Annotated in this window: 16 protein-coding genes and 1 pseudogene; 7 read left to right on the top strand and 10 right to left on the bottom strand. The window is 57.5% G+C overall.

Going from position 1 to position 12,118, the window contains the following annotated elements; all coding sequences use genetic code 11:
* Positions 1-1,420 precede the first annotated feature (1,420 nt).
* Complete coding sequence (locus tag G6P99_RS07385) at positions 1,421-1,612, top strand: hypothetical protein (protein WP_029085072.1); 192 nt, start codon at positions 1,421-1,423, stop codon at positions 1,610-1,612.
* 25 nt (positions 1,613-1,637) lie between these two features.
* On the opposite strand, the gene G6P99_RS07380 is transcribed toward G6P99_RS07385, so the two are convergent.
* The 4 genes from G6P99_RS07380 to G6P99_RS07365 all read right to left on the bottom strand — a co-directional run bounded on the left by G6P99_RS07380 (position 1,638) and on the right by G6P99_RS07365 (position 4,259).
* On the bottom strand, positions 1,638-1,838 hold the full coding sequence (locus G6P99_RS07380) for a hypothetical protein (protein WP_029085073.1): 201 nt from the start codon (positions 1,836-1,838) through the stop codon (positions 1,638-1,640).
* 581 nt (positions 1,839-2,419) lie between these two features.
* The gene (locus tag G6P99_RS07375; RefSeq protein ID WP_165127672.1) at positions 2,420-3,178 is read right to left on the bottom strand and encodes a hypothetical protein; all 759 of its coding nucleotides are present in this window, start codon (positions 3,176-3,178) and stop codon (positions 2,420-2,422) included.
* A gap of 131 nt (positions 3,179-3,309) precedes the next feature.
* A complete protein-coding gene (locus tag G6P99_RS07370; RefSeq protein ID WP_165127670.1) occupies positions 3,310-3,777 on the bottom strand; it encodes a hypothetical protein in 468 nt (155 codons plus the stop codon).
* Positions 3,778-3,782: 5 nt separating this feature from the next.
* Positions 3,783-4,259 carry a hypothetical protein gene (locus G6P99_RS07365; protein ID WP_165127668.1) on the bottom strand — a complete coding sequence of 159 codons (477 nt, stop codon included), beginning with the start codon at positions 4,257-4,259 and terminating at the stop codon, positions 3,783-3,785.
* A 330-nt stretch (positions 4,260-4,589) separates the two neighbouring features.
* Between G6P99_RS07365 and G6P99_RS07360 the strand changes: the two genes are divergently transcribed.
* Both G6P99_RS07360 and G6P99_RS07355 read left to right on the top strand, forming a co-directional pair.
* The gene (locus G6P99_RS07360) at positions 4,590-5,126 is read left to right on the top strand and encodes a cupin domain-containing protein (RefSeq protein WP_051346784.1); all 537 of its coding nucleotides are present in this window, start codon (positions 4,590-4,592) and stop codon (positions 5,124-5,126) included.
* A 236-nt stretch (positions 5,127-5,362) separates the two neighbouring features.
* Positions 5,363-5,656 carry a hypothetical protein gene (locus G6P99_RS07355; RefSeq protein ID WP_156929046.1) on the top strand — a complete coding sequence of 98 codons (294 nt, stop codon included), beginning with the start codon at positions 5,363-5,365 and terminating at the stop codon, positions 5,654-5,656.
* A gap of 292 nt (positions 5,657-5,948) precedes the next feature.
* Here G6P99_RS07355 and G6P99_RS07350 read toward each other — a convergent pair whose 3' ends face one another.
* The 4 genes from G6P99_RS07350 to G6P99_RS07335 all read right to left on the bottom strand — a co-directional run bounded on the left by G6P99_RS07350 (position 5,949) and on the right by G6P99_RS07335 (position 7,902).
* Positions 5,949-6,239 carry a DUF2934 domain-containing protein gene (locus G6P99_RS07350; RefSeq protein ID WP_029084841.1) on the bottom strand — a complete coding sequence of 97 codons (291 nt, stop codon included), beginning with the start codon at positions 6,237-6,239 and terminating at the stop codon, positions 5,949-5,951.
* A gap of 30 nt (positions 6,240-6,269) precedes the next feature.
* Positions 6,270-6,470, bottom strand: a complete 201-nt coding sequence (locus G6P99_RS07345; protein WP_029084842.1) for a hypothetical protein — start codon at positions 6,468-6,470, stop codon at positions 6,270-6,272.
* Positions 6,471-6,790: 320 nt separating this feature from the next.
* Positions 6,791-6,919: a hypothetical protein gene (locus G6P99_RS07340; RefSeq protein ID WP_256375215.1), complete on the bottom strand. Its 129-nt coding sequence runs from the start codon at positions 6,917-6,919 to the stop codon at positions 6,791-6,793.
* A 794-nt stretch (positions 6,920-7,713) separates the two neighbouring features.
* Positions 7,714-7,902, bottom strand: coding sequence for a hypothetical protein (locus tag G6P99_RS07335; protein ID WP_051346785.1), 189 nt, complete (start codon positions 7,900-7,902; stop codon positions 7,714-7,716).
* A 606-nt stretch (positions 7,903-8,508) separates the two neighbouring features.
* Between G6P99_RS07335 and G6P99_RS07330 the strand changes: the two genes are divergently transcribed.
* Positions 8,509-8,781, top strand: coding sequence for a hypothetical protein (locus G6P99_RS07330; RefSeq protein ID WP_029084844.1), 273 nt, complete (start codon positions 8,509-8,511; stop codon positions 8,779-8,781).
* A 457-nt stretch (positions 8,782-9,238) separates the two neighbouring features.
* Here G6P99_RS07330 and G6P99_RS07325 read toward each other — a convergent pair whose 3' ends face one another.
* Positions 9,239-9,451: a hypothetical protein gene (locus G6P99_RS07325; protein WP_156929047.1), complete on the bottom strand. Its 213-nt coding sequence runs from the start codon at positions 9,449-9,451 to the stop codon at positions 9,239-9,241.
* 262 nt (positions 9,452-9,713) lie between these two features.
* Between G6P99_RS07325 and G6P99_RS07320 the strand changes: the two genes are divergently transcribed.
* The 3 genes and pseudogenes from G6P99_RS07320 to G6P99_RS07310 all read left to right on the top strand — a co-directional run.
* Complete coding sequence (locus G6P99_RS07320) at positions 9,714-9,917, top strand: hypothetical protein (RefSeq protein WP_035978278.1); 204 nt, start codon at positions 9,714-9,716, stop codon at positions 9,915-9,917.
* Complete coding sequence (locus G6P99_RS07315; protein ID WP_165127666.1) at positions 9,914-10,063, top strand: hypothetical protein; 150 nt, start codon at positions 9,914-9,916, stop codon at positions 10,061-10,063. The genes G6P99_RS07320 and G6P99_RS07315 overlap by 4 nt, the downstream gene beginning before the upstream one ends.
* Positions 10,064-11,094: 1,031 nt before the next feature.
* A pseudogene (locus tag G6P99_RS07310) lies at positions 11,095-11,244 on the top strand (DNA ligase); the annotation flags it as partial.
* A 145-nt stretch (positions 11,245-11,389) separates the two neighbouring features.
* Here the strand turns inward: G6P99_RS07310 and G6P99_RS07305 are convergent.
* Positions 11,390-11,557: a hypothetical protein gene (locus G6P99_RS07305; RefSeq protein WP_165127664.1), complete on the bottom strand. Its 168-nt coding sequence runs from the start codon at positions 11,555-11,557 to the stop codon at positions 11,390-11,392.
* Positions 11,558-12,118 lie beyond the last annotated feature (561 nt).

Raw genomic sequence — 12,118 nt, 5'->3', positions numbered from 1 at the left:
CCGACTGGCCCGCCGTCCAGCGAGGCGTTGCCCCGGTTCGGCCGCCTATGGCCCCCAGCCAGTCGGGCTGGGGCAGCCGGCTCCATCACAATCTCCCAATCCTTTGCGAATGGCCCCCAGTGTAGAGCGGCCCGAATTACGCGCTTTCGGACTGGGGCTGAGGGAGGGCCGCTGTCAGAAACCCCTTTACTAGTTCGGCCTCTTCCTTCGTCAGCTTTTCGGCCAAGCTATAGTCCTCTAACTGAGCCGCCCCTTTGCGCTCTCGATCGTAAACCATCCAGCCGGTGCTTCCTTGGCGAACGAGGAACCTGGTCTGTCGAAGCGACGTGCAACGCAACGATACCTCCCGAATGGCGGGCCGCCGGTCTCAAAAATACACACCAGATGACCGTTTATTCCTGAACCGGGACATTGAAACTCCCCGGCAGCCAATCATCAGCACAATTCATGCCGCGCCCTATAATTCGGGTAGCGCTTGCCGGCATGGCGTACCAATTTCTCTAAGCTCGAGAACTGACCCCGGCCTGACGAGTGGCTGAGAAATTTGTTGCCGTATGTGCGTGATGTCCGAGCCCGCGCGGCAGTCTATTCCCAACTACATGTGTGACGCGGAAATCAAATCGCTAAGTTGCCGGCGAAGCTCGCTCTCAAGGCCGCGAAGGTTCTTAGTCATAGGGCCGTCAGGGACATTTTTCTACCAGCCGCTGGCACATAGCGAGCTTGGTCTGAAGTTCCTGAATTTCGCGATCATGGGCCATCGGAGAAGTACGCAGCGCGATGGCTGCGAGTTTCAACTAATGCCGCGATCCACCAATAGACCATTAGTGCATTGCCCTGCGAAGGCGGGCTTTGCAAAAGGGCCGCACGGGGCGAATGCTACAACGCCCGCGGAACTTCCAGCACCAGCACTGGAAACGGTGCTGGCGCTTATTTATGCGATTTTGCGCTGCCACGGCTTGACCGACGACTTGGGCCGGAAGCGTCACCGATGCGCTAGCTTTAGGAACAATTGAGTTGCTGGGACATTGATGTTCCATCACCGCCCGACCCGTGGCCTATACCGGTGATGAGATCGCTGTCACCGCGCTCCCGCCTTCCTAGAAAACGGAAAGGAGCGCGCCAATGCAACGGCGTCGTTCCAAGCAATCTCAGTCGTTAGAAGAACGTCTAGCTGATGAGGCTCAACGCCTTCGCCTGCAGGCTGAAGTGCTCGCACTTGGGGCTGACCGGGAAGTCATTTTGAAGAAGGCCCGACAACAGGCTGAAACCGGCTCGCACATGAGCGAGTGGCTGCGATCCTCAGAACTTCAATCGCTGAGGTGAAGGGTTCCGGAGTCGCCCTCTGGGCTCCGGAGTTATTGAACGAACTCAATGGCAGAGGTCCTTTATGCCGATACCTAAATCACCATCGACTGGTCCAATGAGCGTGCAGCATATCGAGCATAGCTCGACAGCGCCCACCCAGATGGCTATGACGCCAACGGCCGGCGAACACCGGACGCCGCTACCGAAAAAACTTAAGGCCAGGGCAGATGCCGCCCGCGCTGCGATCGCAAGGGTTATGCTGCGCAATTCCCTGCAGATGCAGCGTCAAGCGCTGAAAAAGCGCTAGTAGTCTCGGCCAGCAGGCTCCCTGTTCAATTGCTGTAATCGATCCTTCGGTCCAAATCCTGCAGGTACGATAGTCCGTGCACTGTCAATTGGTGCTGGTCTCTCTCGCCTGCGCTGTACAGTTTCATCAGATGCCGGGAAAGCTGTTCACGGGCTCCCTTCATCTCGCCACGGTCGGCGAGCACGCCGCATATGCTTAGCGCGCGATCAACAGGAAGAATGGTCATTGGATCAACTCATGCGATATTTCCAGCTACGAGTAAGCAAGGTTTGCTGCTTCATATCGTTCCCAAAGAATAGTCCCATCTCATGATGTGATTTTGAGCGGGGTGCAGCTTTTGGGTATGGGCGTGCGGCAGAGATGCGCATTTGGGTGAAATCCGCGAATCCAAACAGCGCAGCGCCGACCGCTTAAAATACCTGCGGTCGGCGTTGGCTCTAGCCCCAGGATGTAAAGTGCAAAATCCTGACAAGTAGAATACTGCGCAGGCGCGCAATCGTTTCTTACCTCTGAGGGGTAGCTCTTGTTCGTAGGAGCGAACAGATACGGCAAGAGTCGGGTTTCCAGCTTCCAGTCGCTCCTCAGCCCCTGGGAGTAGCGATCCTTGGCGCTGTGACTAACGTCCGGCGCTGGGGTCGCTGGTTATGTTCCGAAGCGAATTCGGAACTACTTTCAGTCGTCTATCCCGCTTAATGACCAGGAGATCGTAGATTGAGCCTGTAATATTTTTGAGCGGTATCCGATATCCGTCTTCGCCTTCGTGGTGGACAGTGTCTTGAGCCACGCGCTGGAAAGCACCTAGGTCGTTCAAACCATTTCCGGCGGGCCGTATTGAGAATGTACGATCATCGACGATTGTAGCGCGGTGCAGCCGCGATCCCTTACGAAGCTTATCGAAGTAGCGCATTCGCATCTTCTCCAGAACAATTCAAATAGCAAAAGCGGCAATCCCTTATTTGGTTCCGTTCCTGCGGAGGAACCAATCGCAGAGCGAACCTTGTCGACGGCATTGCGTATAGCGTTACCCTGATCGCGAAGAACTTGGGCTCGCTCCAGGGCCCGGTTGGTCCGTTGCCAAGACGCGAAGTCTGTCGCGATCCGCTCATCTGCTTCCTTGCGGCGTGCAATCGCCGAGCGGATTGTGGCGATGTGATCAGCGCCATTGCGCCGCGTGGAAGGCCGTTCCTCAAGGCGCGACGCATCAGCCGCCAACAATCCGTCCAACCGCATCACGGCGGCTTCGAATGACTCGCCCTCATCAAGCACAGACGCTCCGATTGAGCGGGCAAAGTCACTCAGCGTGTCGCGCGCGGCGGCAAGCGAGATGTTGTGCGACTGTGTTTCGGTCACGGCGCGTCGCACCGCGACGTCCGCGGCACGCAATCGCGCGCCTTCGCGCAACGCCTCGAGCAGGTCTTGGAGTTCGGCAATTAACGTTTCTGCCAACCCCGCTCGCCGGTCCAGGTCGGCCAGAACTTCTTCATTGAGCCTTCGCGCGGCGATCGCTTCGATTTCGCGCTCCAGACGTTCTACGGTGACCTGGAGTTCGCCGCGAGTCCGACCCAAGGTTAGTAGTCGCTCCGCCGAAGCAGATAATGTCCTTACCTTGCCGTGGACATGGTCGCTCAGCGAACCTGCACCTAGTTCGCCGAAATCTCGATCGCATACCGGACAAACGTCACTGATAATAAACGAAGTCAGTTCCGCCAGTGCCGCCCGAGGCTGCCTGCAGTACTGGGCAAGCGAGCGACTTCCCGATCTATTGTCTCGCGCTGGCGCAAGGCAACATCGCGCTCATCCTGCGCTGAAGCGTGCTGCGCTATGTCAGCTCGCGCTTGTGATGCGCGATCAGACAACTCTTTCTGCTCGATGCGCAGACGTGTCAATGCCGCCTCGGCGAACCGCTCCGGGTCACTTGGCAACGAGACTTTGGGTAGAAAGGCCTCAACACGAACGCGAACGGATCTGACGCGCGGGCCGTATTCGGCCTCCCAGCGTGCAAACGCTCCGGCGGCATTCACCGAACCAACCGGAGTGGCAAAAGCGATGGACAGAGCCCTCTGCGCCGCGTCGATTTCTCGTCGGATCGAGGCAAGCCTCCGCTGCTGATCTGTCAGGCGCGCGAGTGCGTCGGAATCATCGCCCTCCGACAGGGTTGCCTCCACGTCGTCTAGCGTATCCTCCCGCACCTCAGCGGAGAGCTGAAGTTCGGAGCAAGCGTCGCAAGTTCGCTTAGTCTGGTCAGGACTTGATCATTCAACTCCCCGCGCGCTTTGCGCTCGTCGGAGAGAAGTCGGTCGAACCGGACTTTGTCGTTCTCCGCAATTACCCAGCCATCCACGATCTTGCGTACGTTGCGGACATCCGCCAGCGGCTTCAGTCCAGCTTCCAGAGCGTCCAGTCGATCAAGCCCCAGCAGCTTGCTGACGAATTGCGCCAAAGGCGATGCGGCATCGTTACCGGCATCCTGATAGATCTGCAGCAGCTGGCCGAGCAGAGCTTGCGGCAGGAAAGCCCGCTCCCGGAAGAAGGTAGCACGCCTATCGTCAAGCGCCGCAATGGACAGCGAACCAGTTTCATTAAGCACGGCCTTGAAGCTCTGTTCTGAGGCCCCGGCCAATGCCTTGAGCAAGACGATGATGGACAACGCGATATTCCCGTTCTGAATCTGCCCAGGTGATTGCCAGGCGCGCCTTGGGATCGCAAAATCGGTCCGGTCAAACCAGCCCGTTTGCGCGAACTAGTAGTGAGCCGATCATGTCGCCGGAGAGCCTTCGAAGTGCGCCGATCCGCTTAGCGAGATCAGCAATTAGGACAACACCGTTGCCACTTAGTGCATAAAATGTCGCACGGACCGCGCACTGAGTGTAAACAGTGGCTCAGTGCAAATAAGGTTGTGCTTAATGAACTAGAGGATCGCTCCGTGGGAGCGTTCTGGTCGCGTTCGTACACCGTCACGTATCCAGGTGAGGTTGCCATGCACGCCAAATTCTTCAAAGCGCGTTTCGGCCTTCTTTACTCCCTTATTGCCACTGTTGTTCTGCCCTCAACTCAAGTCTCCGCGGGTGACGAGGCATTCATCGTGCTGCCCGGCGAAACAACCCGCTACAGCGGACAGCAAGGCCGAGAGGGAGATTTCACCGAACTATTGGCAACGGCTGATAAAACTGGGGGGCAACTCGGCTTTTTTCGTCAAACCATCGCACCCAAGAGCGGCCCCCCTACACACCTGCACGAAATGGAAGCTGAGTTTTGTTACGTTGTGAGCGGTCAGTTCAACTTTAAACTGGGCGAACGCATTGTGAGCGCCCCCGCCGGCGCCTTTGTCTTCATTCCTCATCACACTCCGCACACGTTTCAGAACGTCGGGACGGAGCCCGGTGTATTGCTGTTCGGCGTGACGCCCGGTGGATTCGAAAAGATGTTCGCCGAGCGGCAGGGTGTCGATGCCGAAACGAACCAAAAGCTGATGGCAATGCACCACATGAAAGTCGTGGGGCCGCCTCTTCGATAGGTGCCCACCATTGAGCGTTCCCCCGTGAGGCCGCAAGCCGCCCGGTTAGACCAGGCCGTTTGCGCAGACAAATCTAGTTGAGGGGAGTTGGAGAGGCCGGTGAGTGCATCGATCCTACCAAGGTTCGTTCAGTCACCTGAAGTCCCAGCGCCTTCTCCCGAAGCGCAGGGATTTGCTTTTGCGCCAAGGCGATTCGCAGGTGCACTGGCGGACACGGCCGCCCGTCTCGTTTGGTTGTGGTTGTTAAGACCGCCGAGGCTTGGCTCGGTGTCGCCGCCGTCCTCGTCGTCGGCGCCGCCGAGCTCGCGGTCGTCGCCGCTGCCGCCCGCGCCGGCCCCGGGCCGCCCATCAGGCCAGCCAAGCCACGGCTCATCGTCGTCTGGCTCTCGCTCCGATTGGACGTACTCCTCACTCCGATCGAGGAAATCGATCAGACGAGCAATTGGCGCAGGAAGCAGGCTGACCTGCCATCGCGTGCCGAGGCGATCAGGCGCCTGGTTGAGTTGACGCTAAAGGCCAAGGGCAAGTGAGGGTGGACCATGAAGCCGCTAATCGGACTTGTCGCGCTGCTCTTTGCGACTAGCGCCTTTGCTCAAGCTGCTCCACCGAAAGCGGCAAAAAGGCCGCCCATTCATGTCAGGCCGCAAACCCCAATGGGTTGCAAACTGGTTGGAACGGTCAGAGGCACCAAGCTCTGGGCGGGTGACTGCGCCGCCTCGGAAGCCGCGCCCGTTGCTCCGCCACCATCTCCGGCTGCACCGCCACCCAGCGACGTCTGCCCACCCGGAGAGAAGCAGTAAACGGTCCAACGCTCTACCGCCGTCACCGTTCGATCTTCTCATCGTCCGCGAGGTCGCGCTCGGCTTGCAGCCAAAAATCTAAGTCGCGGCCGGCTGGCCGGCCCGCCTCTTGCCAAAGCTGACGCGCGCGGGCGCGTATCTCGTCTTGTTCACCTCGCCGGGACACTAACCGCTGAAGCCTTTGCCTGATGTCCTCGGCAAAATCGCGTATCCGCTCATAGGTCGTGCGATCCGTCGTGACCGCGGCAAGCCGTTTCGCCCTTTCGAGCTCGCGCTCCAATCCCAGGCGGTTGTCTTTCTCATCCCTGAGCATTCTCCGTATACGAAGTAGGACGCAAATTGTTCATTTAGAAGGTTTCTGACGTGCGAGTTTGGTCACGAGGCGGTCCCCGTCCCAGACTTCCACCGCGTGCTTGTCTGTAAACTTGGTTGCCAGCGCGATGGCTTCCGCATCGCTGCCGCAGATCAGGTCCTCACGACCAATCATGTGGCCGTGCGTCCCGACGAAGTAAGCCCGGTAGCTCGGTGCAGGCGAACTGGACATTGGCGTGATGCACCCCGCTGCGGCTGGCAACTTACCTCTCTTCTCGGGAAGTCCGGCATGGGGATTAGTCAGGGCTGACCTGCGCTATTCGATCCGGAAAACGGACGGGCGCGGGAGCTGCTGGGGGCGTGAGAGCCTTGGCGACGACGTTGCCGGACGACACACTGCCGTCCATCCACCATCCATCGGTCAAGGCAATCGTCACGCAGCTATATCGCGCTAAAAATAAAACCCATGAGCAACAGCGCCAGCAAAACAGTTGCTCCTGCCACCATCTTCACATTGCCTGTTACTCACCACTTCGCGGACTGGTTCATATGTCAGCCCGGGAACTGCGGCTGAATAAGCGATGCTATCATCATGGCGGCGATCAGAATCGCTGGCCCGCAGCTGACGAAAGCAGCTAGCCAAAGCTCCGCATCGCGATAGATCTCGTAATTGTCTTGCATGGCGGGTTCTCCTCCAACAAGTCCGAATCATCAACGGACAGATCTGGAGGGCGTTCCCAATGTTGCAGGATGATCCTCCAAGCCGATTCCGTTTTGCTCAAAGAAACGGTCCCAGCGAGGGGGAACAAGCCGGAGCCAAGTTAGCGCGATTTGCTATCCAATGCCGGATGAAGCGGGCGGCATTGAACGCGCATTAACCGGCGCCGAGCGCGCTTCGTTCCTGTCTGAACGTGTCAGCAATAGAAAGCGGCCCCAGCACCCTTGGAGAGCAATGCTGGGGCCAATCCGGATCGCCGAGCCGCTGCTCACCGAGACCAGCGGGCCGTTACTAGGGCTGGAAAAATAGGAAATGAAAATTACGTGCCCCGTTGTTCGGATCATCCAAATGATCTGCGGTTCCGCTAATATCATATGTGAATCTTTGGCGAAAAAAGCTGCCATCCTGTCAGCTGCCAGTGCCTATCCTGGGCGGCACGTCTACCGAACGAATGATCGAGCCTCGCTTGCCACAGACCGTGCATGTGAACCGCGGCTCGAGATCGGACAGACGCACCACTCGTCTGGCCATCGCGCTGCGTCCATTTGGACGTTGTGAGAGCACCGATAGTCTTTGCAAAAGACAATGATGCGCGTGGCGCCCGTTTCGCGCATTTCGCCGAACGTGATCTTGGTGGGGTAGTCTTTCATGCGGGCAATTACAGCGCTCGCTGGCGAGGATCGCAACCCACGAGAGCTAGCGCATCGGTGATGCTTCCGGCCCAGGGCGTCGGTCAAGCCGTGAGTCTCTGACTAGTTCAAGTGGGCTGAGAGTTCCAAGTCGCCAGCCGCTGCTTGATCTGCTCGGCTTGTTCCTTCGTCAGCTTCTCGGCCAAGCGGTAATCCTTTAGGTGCGCCGGCCCCTTGAGCTCTCGATCATAGACCATCCAGTCAATGCTTCCTCTCCGGACGAGGAACCTAGCCTGTATCGGTGCCATGTAATTCATCGTAAACTCCGTCAGCAATTTCAACGCCCGCAATAAACTTCACGAATATAGAATAGCACCTCGTCTGCGATGCTCTTGTGAACCTACACACAGCGGAGAAATGCGCGCGGTGCTGATTCGAGTATGGGGCGTCCGAAACCCCGCCGCTGTCCCTTTTTGAACACCTCCTGAAGAAGTCGATGAGCCGGGAATTGCTGACGGAACCAGCACCGAGCGAAAACAGTTGACTCGTCAGGGAGATTCCTATGACACGAAAAAATCAGACGCCACCTCGGTCGAGCACAATAGATGCCGTTACTGGTTCCGGCGCCGGGCAGGTTCCTGTCCACCCGCACGACTCCGGCAGTCAGGCAAACGAAACCGTCGACGGACTCGACGCTAGCACCGAGTCGCTTCGGCACGCCGCCGAAGATACGCCTTCGGGGAGTCGCTCAAGCGATATCGAGAAAACGCCAGTATTTGACCGGGCCGGTGTTGCGCCGAAAATCTGAGCGACGGTTTAGATGAGGCATTCGTTCGGAATTTGATGCCGCTCGGTGCCGTTGCCGATCAACAAGATTGCCGCCACGCACCCTCCGTCAACACGATGGATTGGAGCGGTCAACGATGACGAAAATAAAGGACCAGCGCCCTTGGGCAGATCCTGAGAAAGCTGCCCGCCGGATCCTGCAGCGTGCTCGAGAATTCGAACCTATTCAGGACCGCAGAATTTACATTGAGAAGGTCAGCTGGCCCCTGCTTTACCTCGACAAAGCCTCGCCTCCCGAATTCTGGGCGGGCTTACGATACGCAATAGACAAGGGCTGGCTCGAATATCACGAGAGCGGGACCTACGTGAGGATATTGCAGGCTGGGAACGACCTGTTCGCGCAGCCGTAGGTTTAGGCGGCGTTCTCGGTAGGACTACTGAAGCCTATTCACTGTTCTAGGCATTATAAGTTTCGATAGGTCGCAATTCGTTCCGCGAGTTGCGAGAATAGGTCTGAAATAAGCATCTCTTCCCTCCAGACAGGCACACAGTAAGTCCATCACCGCCCCAACCCGTGGCTTATATCGGTGATGAGAACGCCCGATCGCGCTCCCGCCTTCCTCTAACGGAATGGAGTGCGCCATGTCCTTGAATCGACATCACACACACACTCAATCACTTGAACAGCGTCTTGACATCCAGGCAGAGCGGCTCCGCAAGGAGGCCCGAGGAACTCCCCCAGGCATCGAGCGCCAGCGCCTAATCCGCAAGGCTCGTCTGGCCGAAACCGGTTCACAGTTGAGCGACTGGCTGCGGTCGCCGGGTTTGCGAGCGCCGACATGAGGGCTGGAGGAACACCGTCCGTATTTATTTCAAGCGGGCGGCGTAACTTTGTCCGGGCCGCCTCAGTGTTGTCCCGGAATCGCCCGGGTAGTTGTCTTCCGTGATCTTGCCCTTGCCATTGCAGGTCTTGCATTTGACCGGATAGATTTTGTGCCCCGCCTGAGCAGGAGGCTCAACCGGCGGAAAGCCCGTTCCATTGCAGGCCGGACAGATTCGCTCTTTGATCTTCGGCTGCATTTGAAGCCTCTCCGGCCGCCTCAGTTGGCGGCCTCTTTCAATAGAAAAACGCTGCCCCCCATTCAATTTGGTCGCGAGCCTGTTCGCATAAAGACGCCCAGAAATACTCCCGCGGAAGTAATCCGTTTGAGCCATGAACCATGGCACGCTTTGTGCTCACTCCTCACATGTCGGGGATTTTGCGCATCTTCCCTGGGGCTAGACCCAACGCCGCCAGCAGCAATTTTAAGCTTGGCGGCGTTGTTGTGCGTAAGCTTAGACCATGCCCATCCGAAAGCCGCTCGAGATCACGCCGGAAACCGCTTTTCAGTTCGCAGCGGAAATGAAGGCCTATCACTCGGAACGGGACGACATCCGACGCGATCTGATCGCGGTCGGCACCCGACATATGCTGTTGCAGCACATGCCGGCCGGCACCAAGCTTCGGTTGAGCGAGGTCAAGGAATTGTTTGGGTTGATGCGATGAAAACTGTCTGGATCTACACGGACGCTGCCAAGAAAGTCGGCGACGAGGATCACATCAAGGTCTTCGCGACAATCGAGGCCGCTGAGAAATGGTTCGAGGAGAACGATCCCGAGGGTATGGCGTTCGAATACGAAGTTCTCGAGTGAAAACCCTCCGGGCACCGCTTTCCCGCCCGCTTAGGTTGCGGTACAGTACGCCCGTTCTTTTAGGCGTTTAAATGAACAGCACCGATTTTTCATCTCCACACCGCGCAGGACTCGCCAATGTCAGCGCACGGACCTGGATTGGCCTAGCCGTAGCCGCAGCTACGACACTCAAAACGAATCAACCTATACCAAATCGACGATACCAAGATTTGTGAAATGCCTGAATTCCAGATGCCAGCAAGGCGGCCTCGACCTACAGCATGTCGCAATGTTCTCATCTGACGGTGAGCACACCTATTATTGCGGAGGACATGAGGGAAGTCCTAAGGGTCGCAGAAAGGGAAATCCCTGCACCAATTCGTTCAAGGTGACCGTGCAGGTAAAGCGGAAATCAGACCAAGCCTAGAGACACATCGCAGCAGATGTCTTCTCATCTATCCTGAACACGCCCCGCCAGACCGCCCTGCTCGCCCTGTCCCGCCAGCCGATGCCTCTGCTCCGGCGCGAGCCCCGGCAGCGAGAACAAGTCCGCCAGAGGCGGCTACATTCTGAAGGAGGCCGAGGGAGGCGGGCGCAAGCTGACCATCCTGAGCACCGGCTCGGAAATTCACCACGGCCTTGATTGCCGTATCGCTCTTGTTGCCCATCGCCTACGAATTCTCAATCAGCCGAAGGCTCCGCTGGCGCTCTACGCCGGCTTTCTCGTGGCCGGGTGCCAGGAAGATCTGGCAGCGGTGACAATTTGGGACGCGGCTCGCTGGCTGGTTCGTCTGGGACTTTAGCCCGACGCTTGCGGCTGACCACAAGGCCAATCAGGCCGACCACTACTAGCGTGGCTCCCGCGATGATAAGCCAGTGCGGTAATTCCAGCCATCCCATTGCGGTCTTAATCATATCCGCTCACTTCTTTTTACCATCTAAATCAGCCAGACACGCCCTTGGCGAAATCAATCACCTCGCCCGAGTCCGGGGGAGTAGGTGGCGCTCGTCCAACGATAGAGGCTTTCTCTTAATTCGCTCGTGCGACGGACAAGACGCAGTCCTATCCGAAGCGCATCGCCCACAAAGCGATCTGGGTGGAGCCGGAGGAGTTGGCCGAGATCGAGTACCGCACCAAATCCGCGGAGAGTAAGTGCGGCACCGATTTTGTTCGCGGCGTGCGGGAAGATCTGCGAATATGAAAAACGTTTGGATCTGTATCAACACCGGCAGAGACTTAGGTGACAAAGACTAACGTTGTCGTGTTTGCGAGCTTCGACGCTGTAGAGGCTTGGTTAGAAGCAAACGGTGTCGCATTCAAATATATGGGAAGCAAGAATTAGCCGCTTACTCGGCGGGCCTTTCCTTGGCTTTCGGCTCGCCTCGGTTCTCGGCTGTCTGCTCCTTATCTCCAGGCTTCTTCCCTGCCATGTTACCGGGATTGAAATGATACTTGCCAACCGGATTTTCGCCGGCCTCCTTCTCATTGGGGTTTTTGTTACTTTCGTCCGTCATATGACGCGGTCCTTCGAAGAGAGGTGGCGTGCCGCGGCCCGGAACGCTCTCAAGCAGCAACAAAAGGCTAGCTTACTCGTTCCTAGCAGGGCCGAACACGCACTTGCTGAATCACACGATGAGCTGGCATTGCTTTGGGAACAATAAGCGACGAACTTTGCTTACTCAGGCAGAAACCATCCTATGAGTTGATCCAATGAATATTCTTCCCGTTGATCGTACGCTAACGATATACGGCGTGCTCGTCGACCGTTGCGAGACGAAGGGAGCCCGTGAACAGCTTTCACGGTTTCTGATGAAACTCTATATCGAAGGCGAGAGGGATCAACACCGATTGACCGTGCACGGATTATCGTATCTGCGCGAAATGAACTGTAGGATCGATTCTATCCACTGAACAGGTGACCTCCTGGCCAAGCTAGCGCTTTTGCGTTTGACGCTGGATCCGCAGGGACGTGCGTCGCACAATCTTGGCAGCGCCAGCAACTGCCCTGGATTGCTCTTTTTAGATAGTGCCGTCGTGCGTTGCGCGCACCAAAGCATTGGACCTGCTTGATAGGC

The sequence above is a fragment of the Bradyrhizobium sp. 6(2017) genome (assembly GCF_011058295.2).
In the GTDB taxonomy this organism is placed as follows: domain Bacteria; phylum Pseudomonadota; class Alphaproteobacteria; order Rhizobiales; family Xanthobacteraceae; genus Bradyrhizobium; species Bradyrhizobium septentrionale.
Note: the sequence above shows the minus strand (reverse complement) of the source record. Positions and strands in the feature narration are given on the sequence as shown.

Excerpts from the sequence above, each read along its gene's own strand:
- G6P99_RS07385 (WP_029085072.1), top strand. The coding sequence starts at position 1,421 with ATGAGCGTGCAGCATATCGAGCATAGCTCGACAGCGCCCACCCAGATG.
- G6P99_RS07380 (WP_029085073.1), bottom strand. The coding sequence starts at position 1,838 with ATGACCATTCTTCCTGTTGATCGCGCGCTAAGCATATGCGGCGTGCTC.
- G6P99_RS07360 (WP_051346784.1), top strand. The coding sequence starts at position 4,590 with ATGCACGCCAAATTCTTCAAAGCGCGTTTCGGCCTTCTTTACTCCCTT.
- G6P99_RS07350 (WP_029084841.1), bottom strand. The coding sequence starts at position 6,239 with ATGCTCAGGGATGAGAAAGACAACCGCCTGGGATTGGAGCGCGAGCTC.
- G6P99_RS07345 (WP_029084842.1), bottom strand. The coding sequence starts at position 6,470 with ATGTCCAGTTCGCCTGCACCGAGCTACCGGGCTTACTTCGTCGGGACG.
- G6P99_RS07340 (WP_256375215.1), bottom strand. The coding sequence starts at position 6,919 with ATGCAAGACAATTACGAGATCTATCGCGATGCGGAGCTTTGGCTAGCT.
- G6P99_RS07335 (WP_051346785.1), bottom strand. The coding sequence starts at position 7,902 with ATGAATTACATGGCACCGATACAGGCTAGGTTCCTCGTCCGGAGAGGA.
- G6P99_RS07330 (WP_029084844.1), top strand. The coding sequence starts at position 8,509 with ATGACGAAAATAAAGGACCAGCGCCCTTGGGCAGATCCTGAGAAAGCT.
- G6P99_RS07325 (WP_156929047.1), bottom strand. The coding sequence starts at position 9,451 with ATGCAGCCGAAGATCAAAGAGCGAATCTGTCCGGCCTGCAATGGAACG.
- G6P99_RS07320 (WP_035978278.1), top strand. The coding sequence starts at position 9,714 with ATGCCCATCCGAAAGCCGCTCGAGATCACGCCGGAAACCGCTTTTCAG.
- G6P99_RS07315 (WP_165127666.1), top strand. The coding sequence starts at position 9,914 with ATGAAAACTGTCTGGATCTACACGGACGCTGCCAAGAAAGTCGGCGAC.
- G6P99_RS07305 (WP_165127664.1), bottom strand. The coding sequence starts at position 11,557 with ATGACGGACGAAAGTAACAAAAACCCCAATGAGAAGGAGGCCGGCGAA.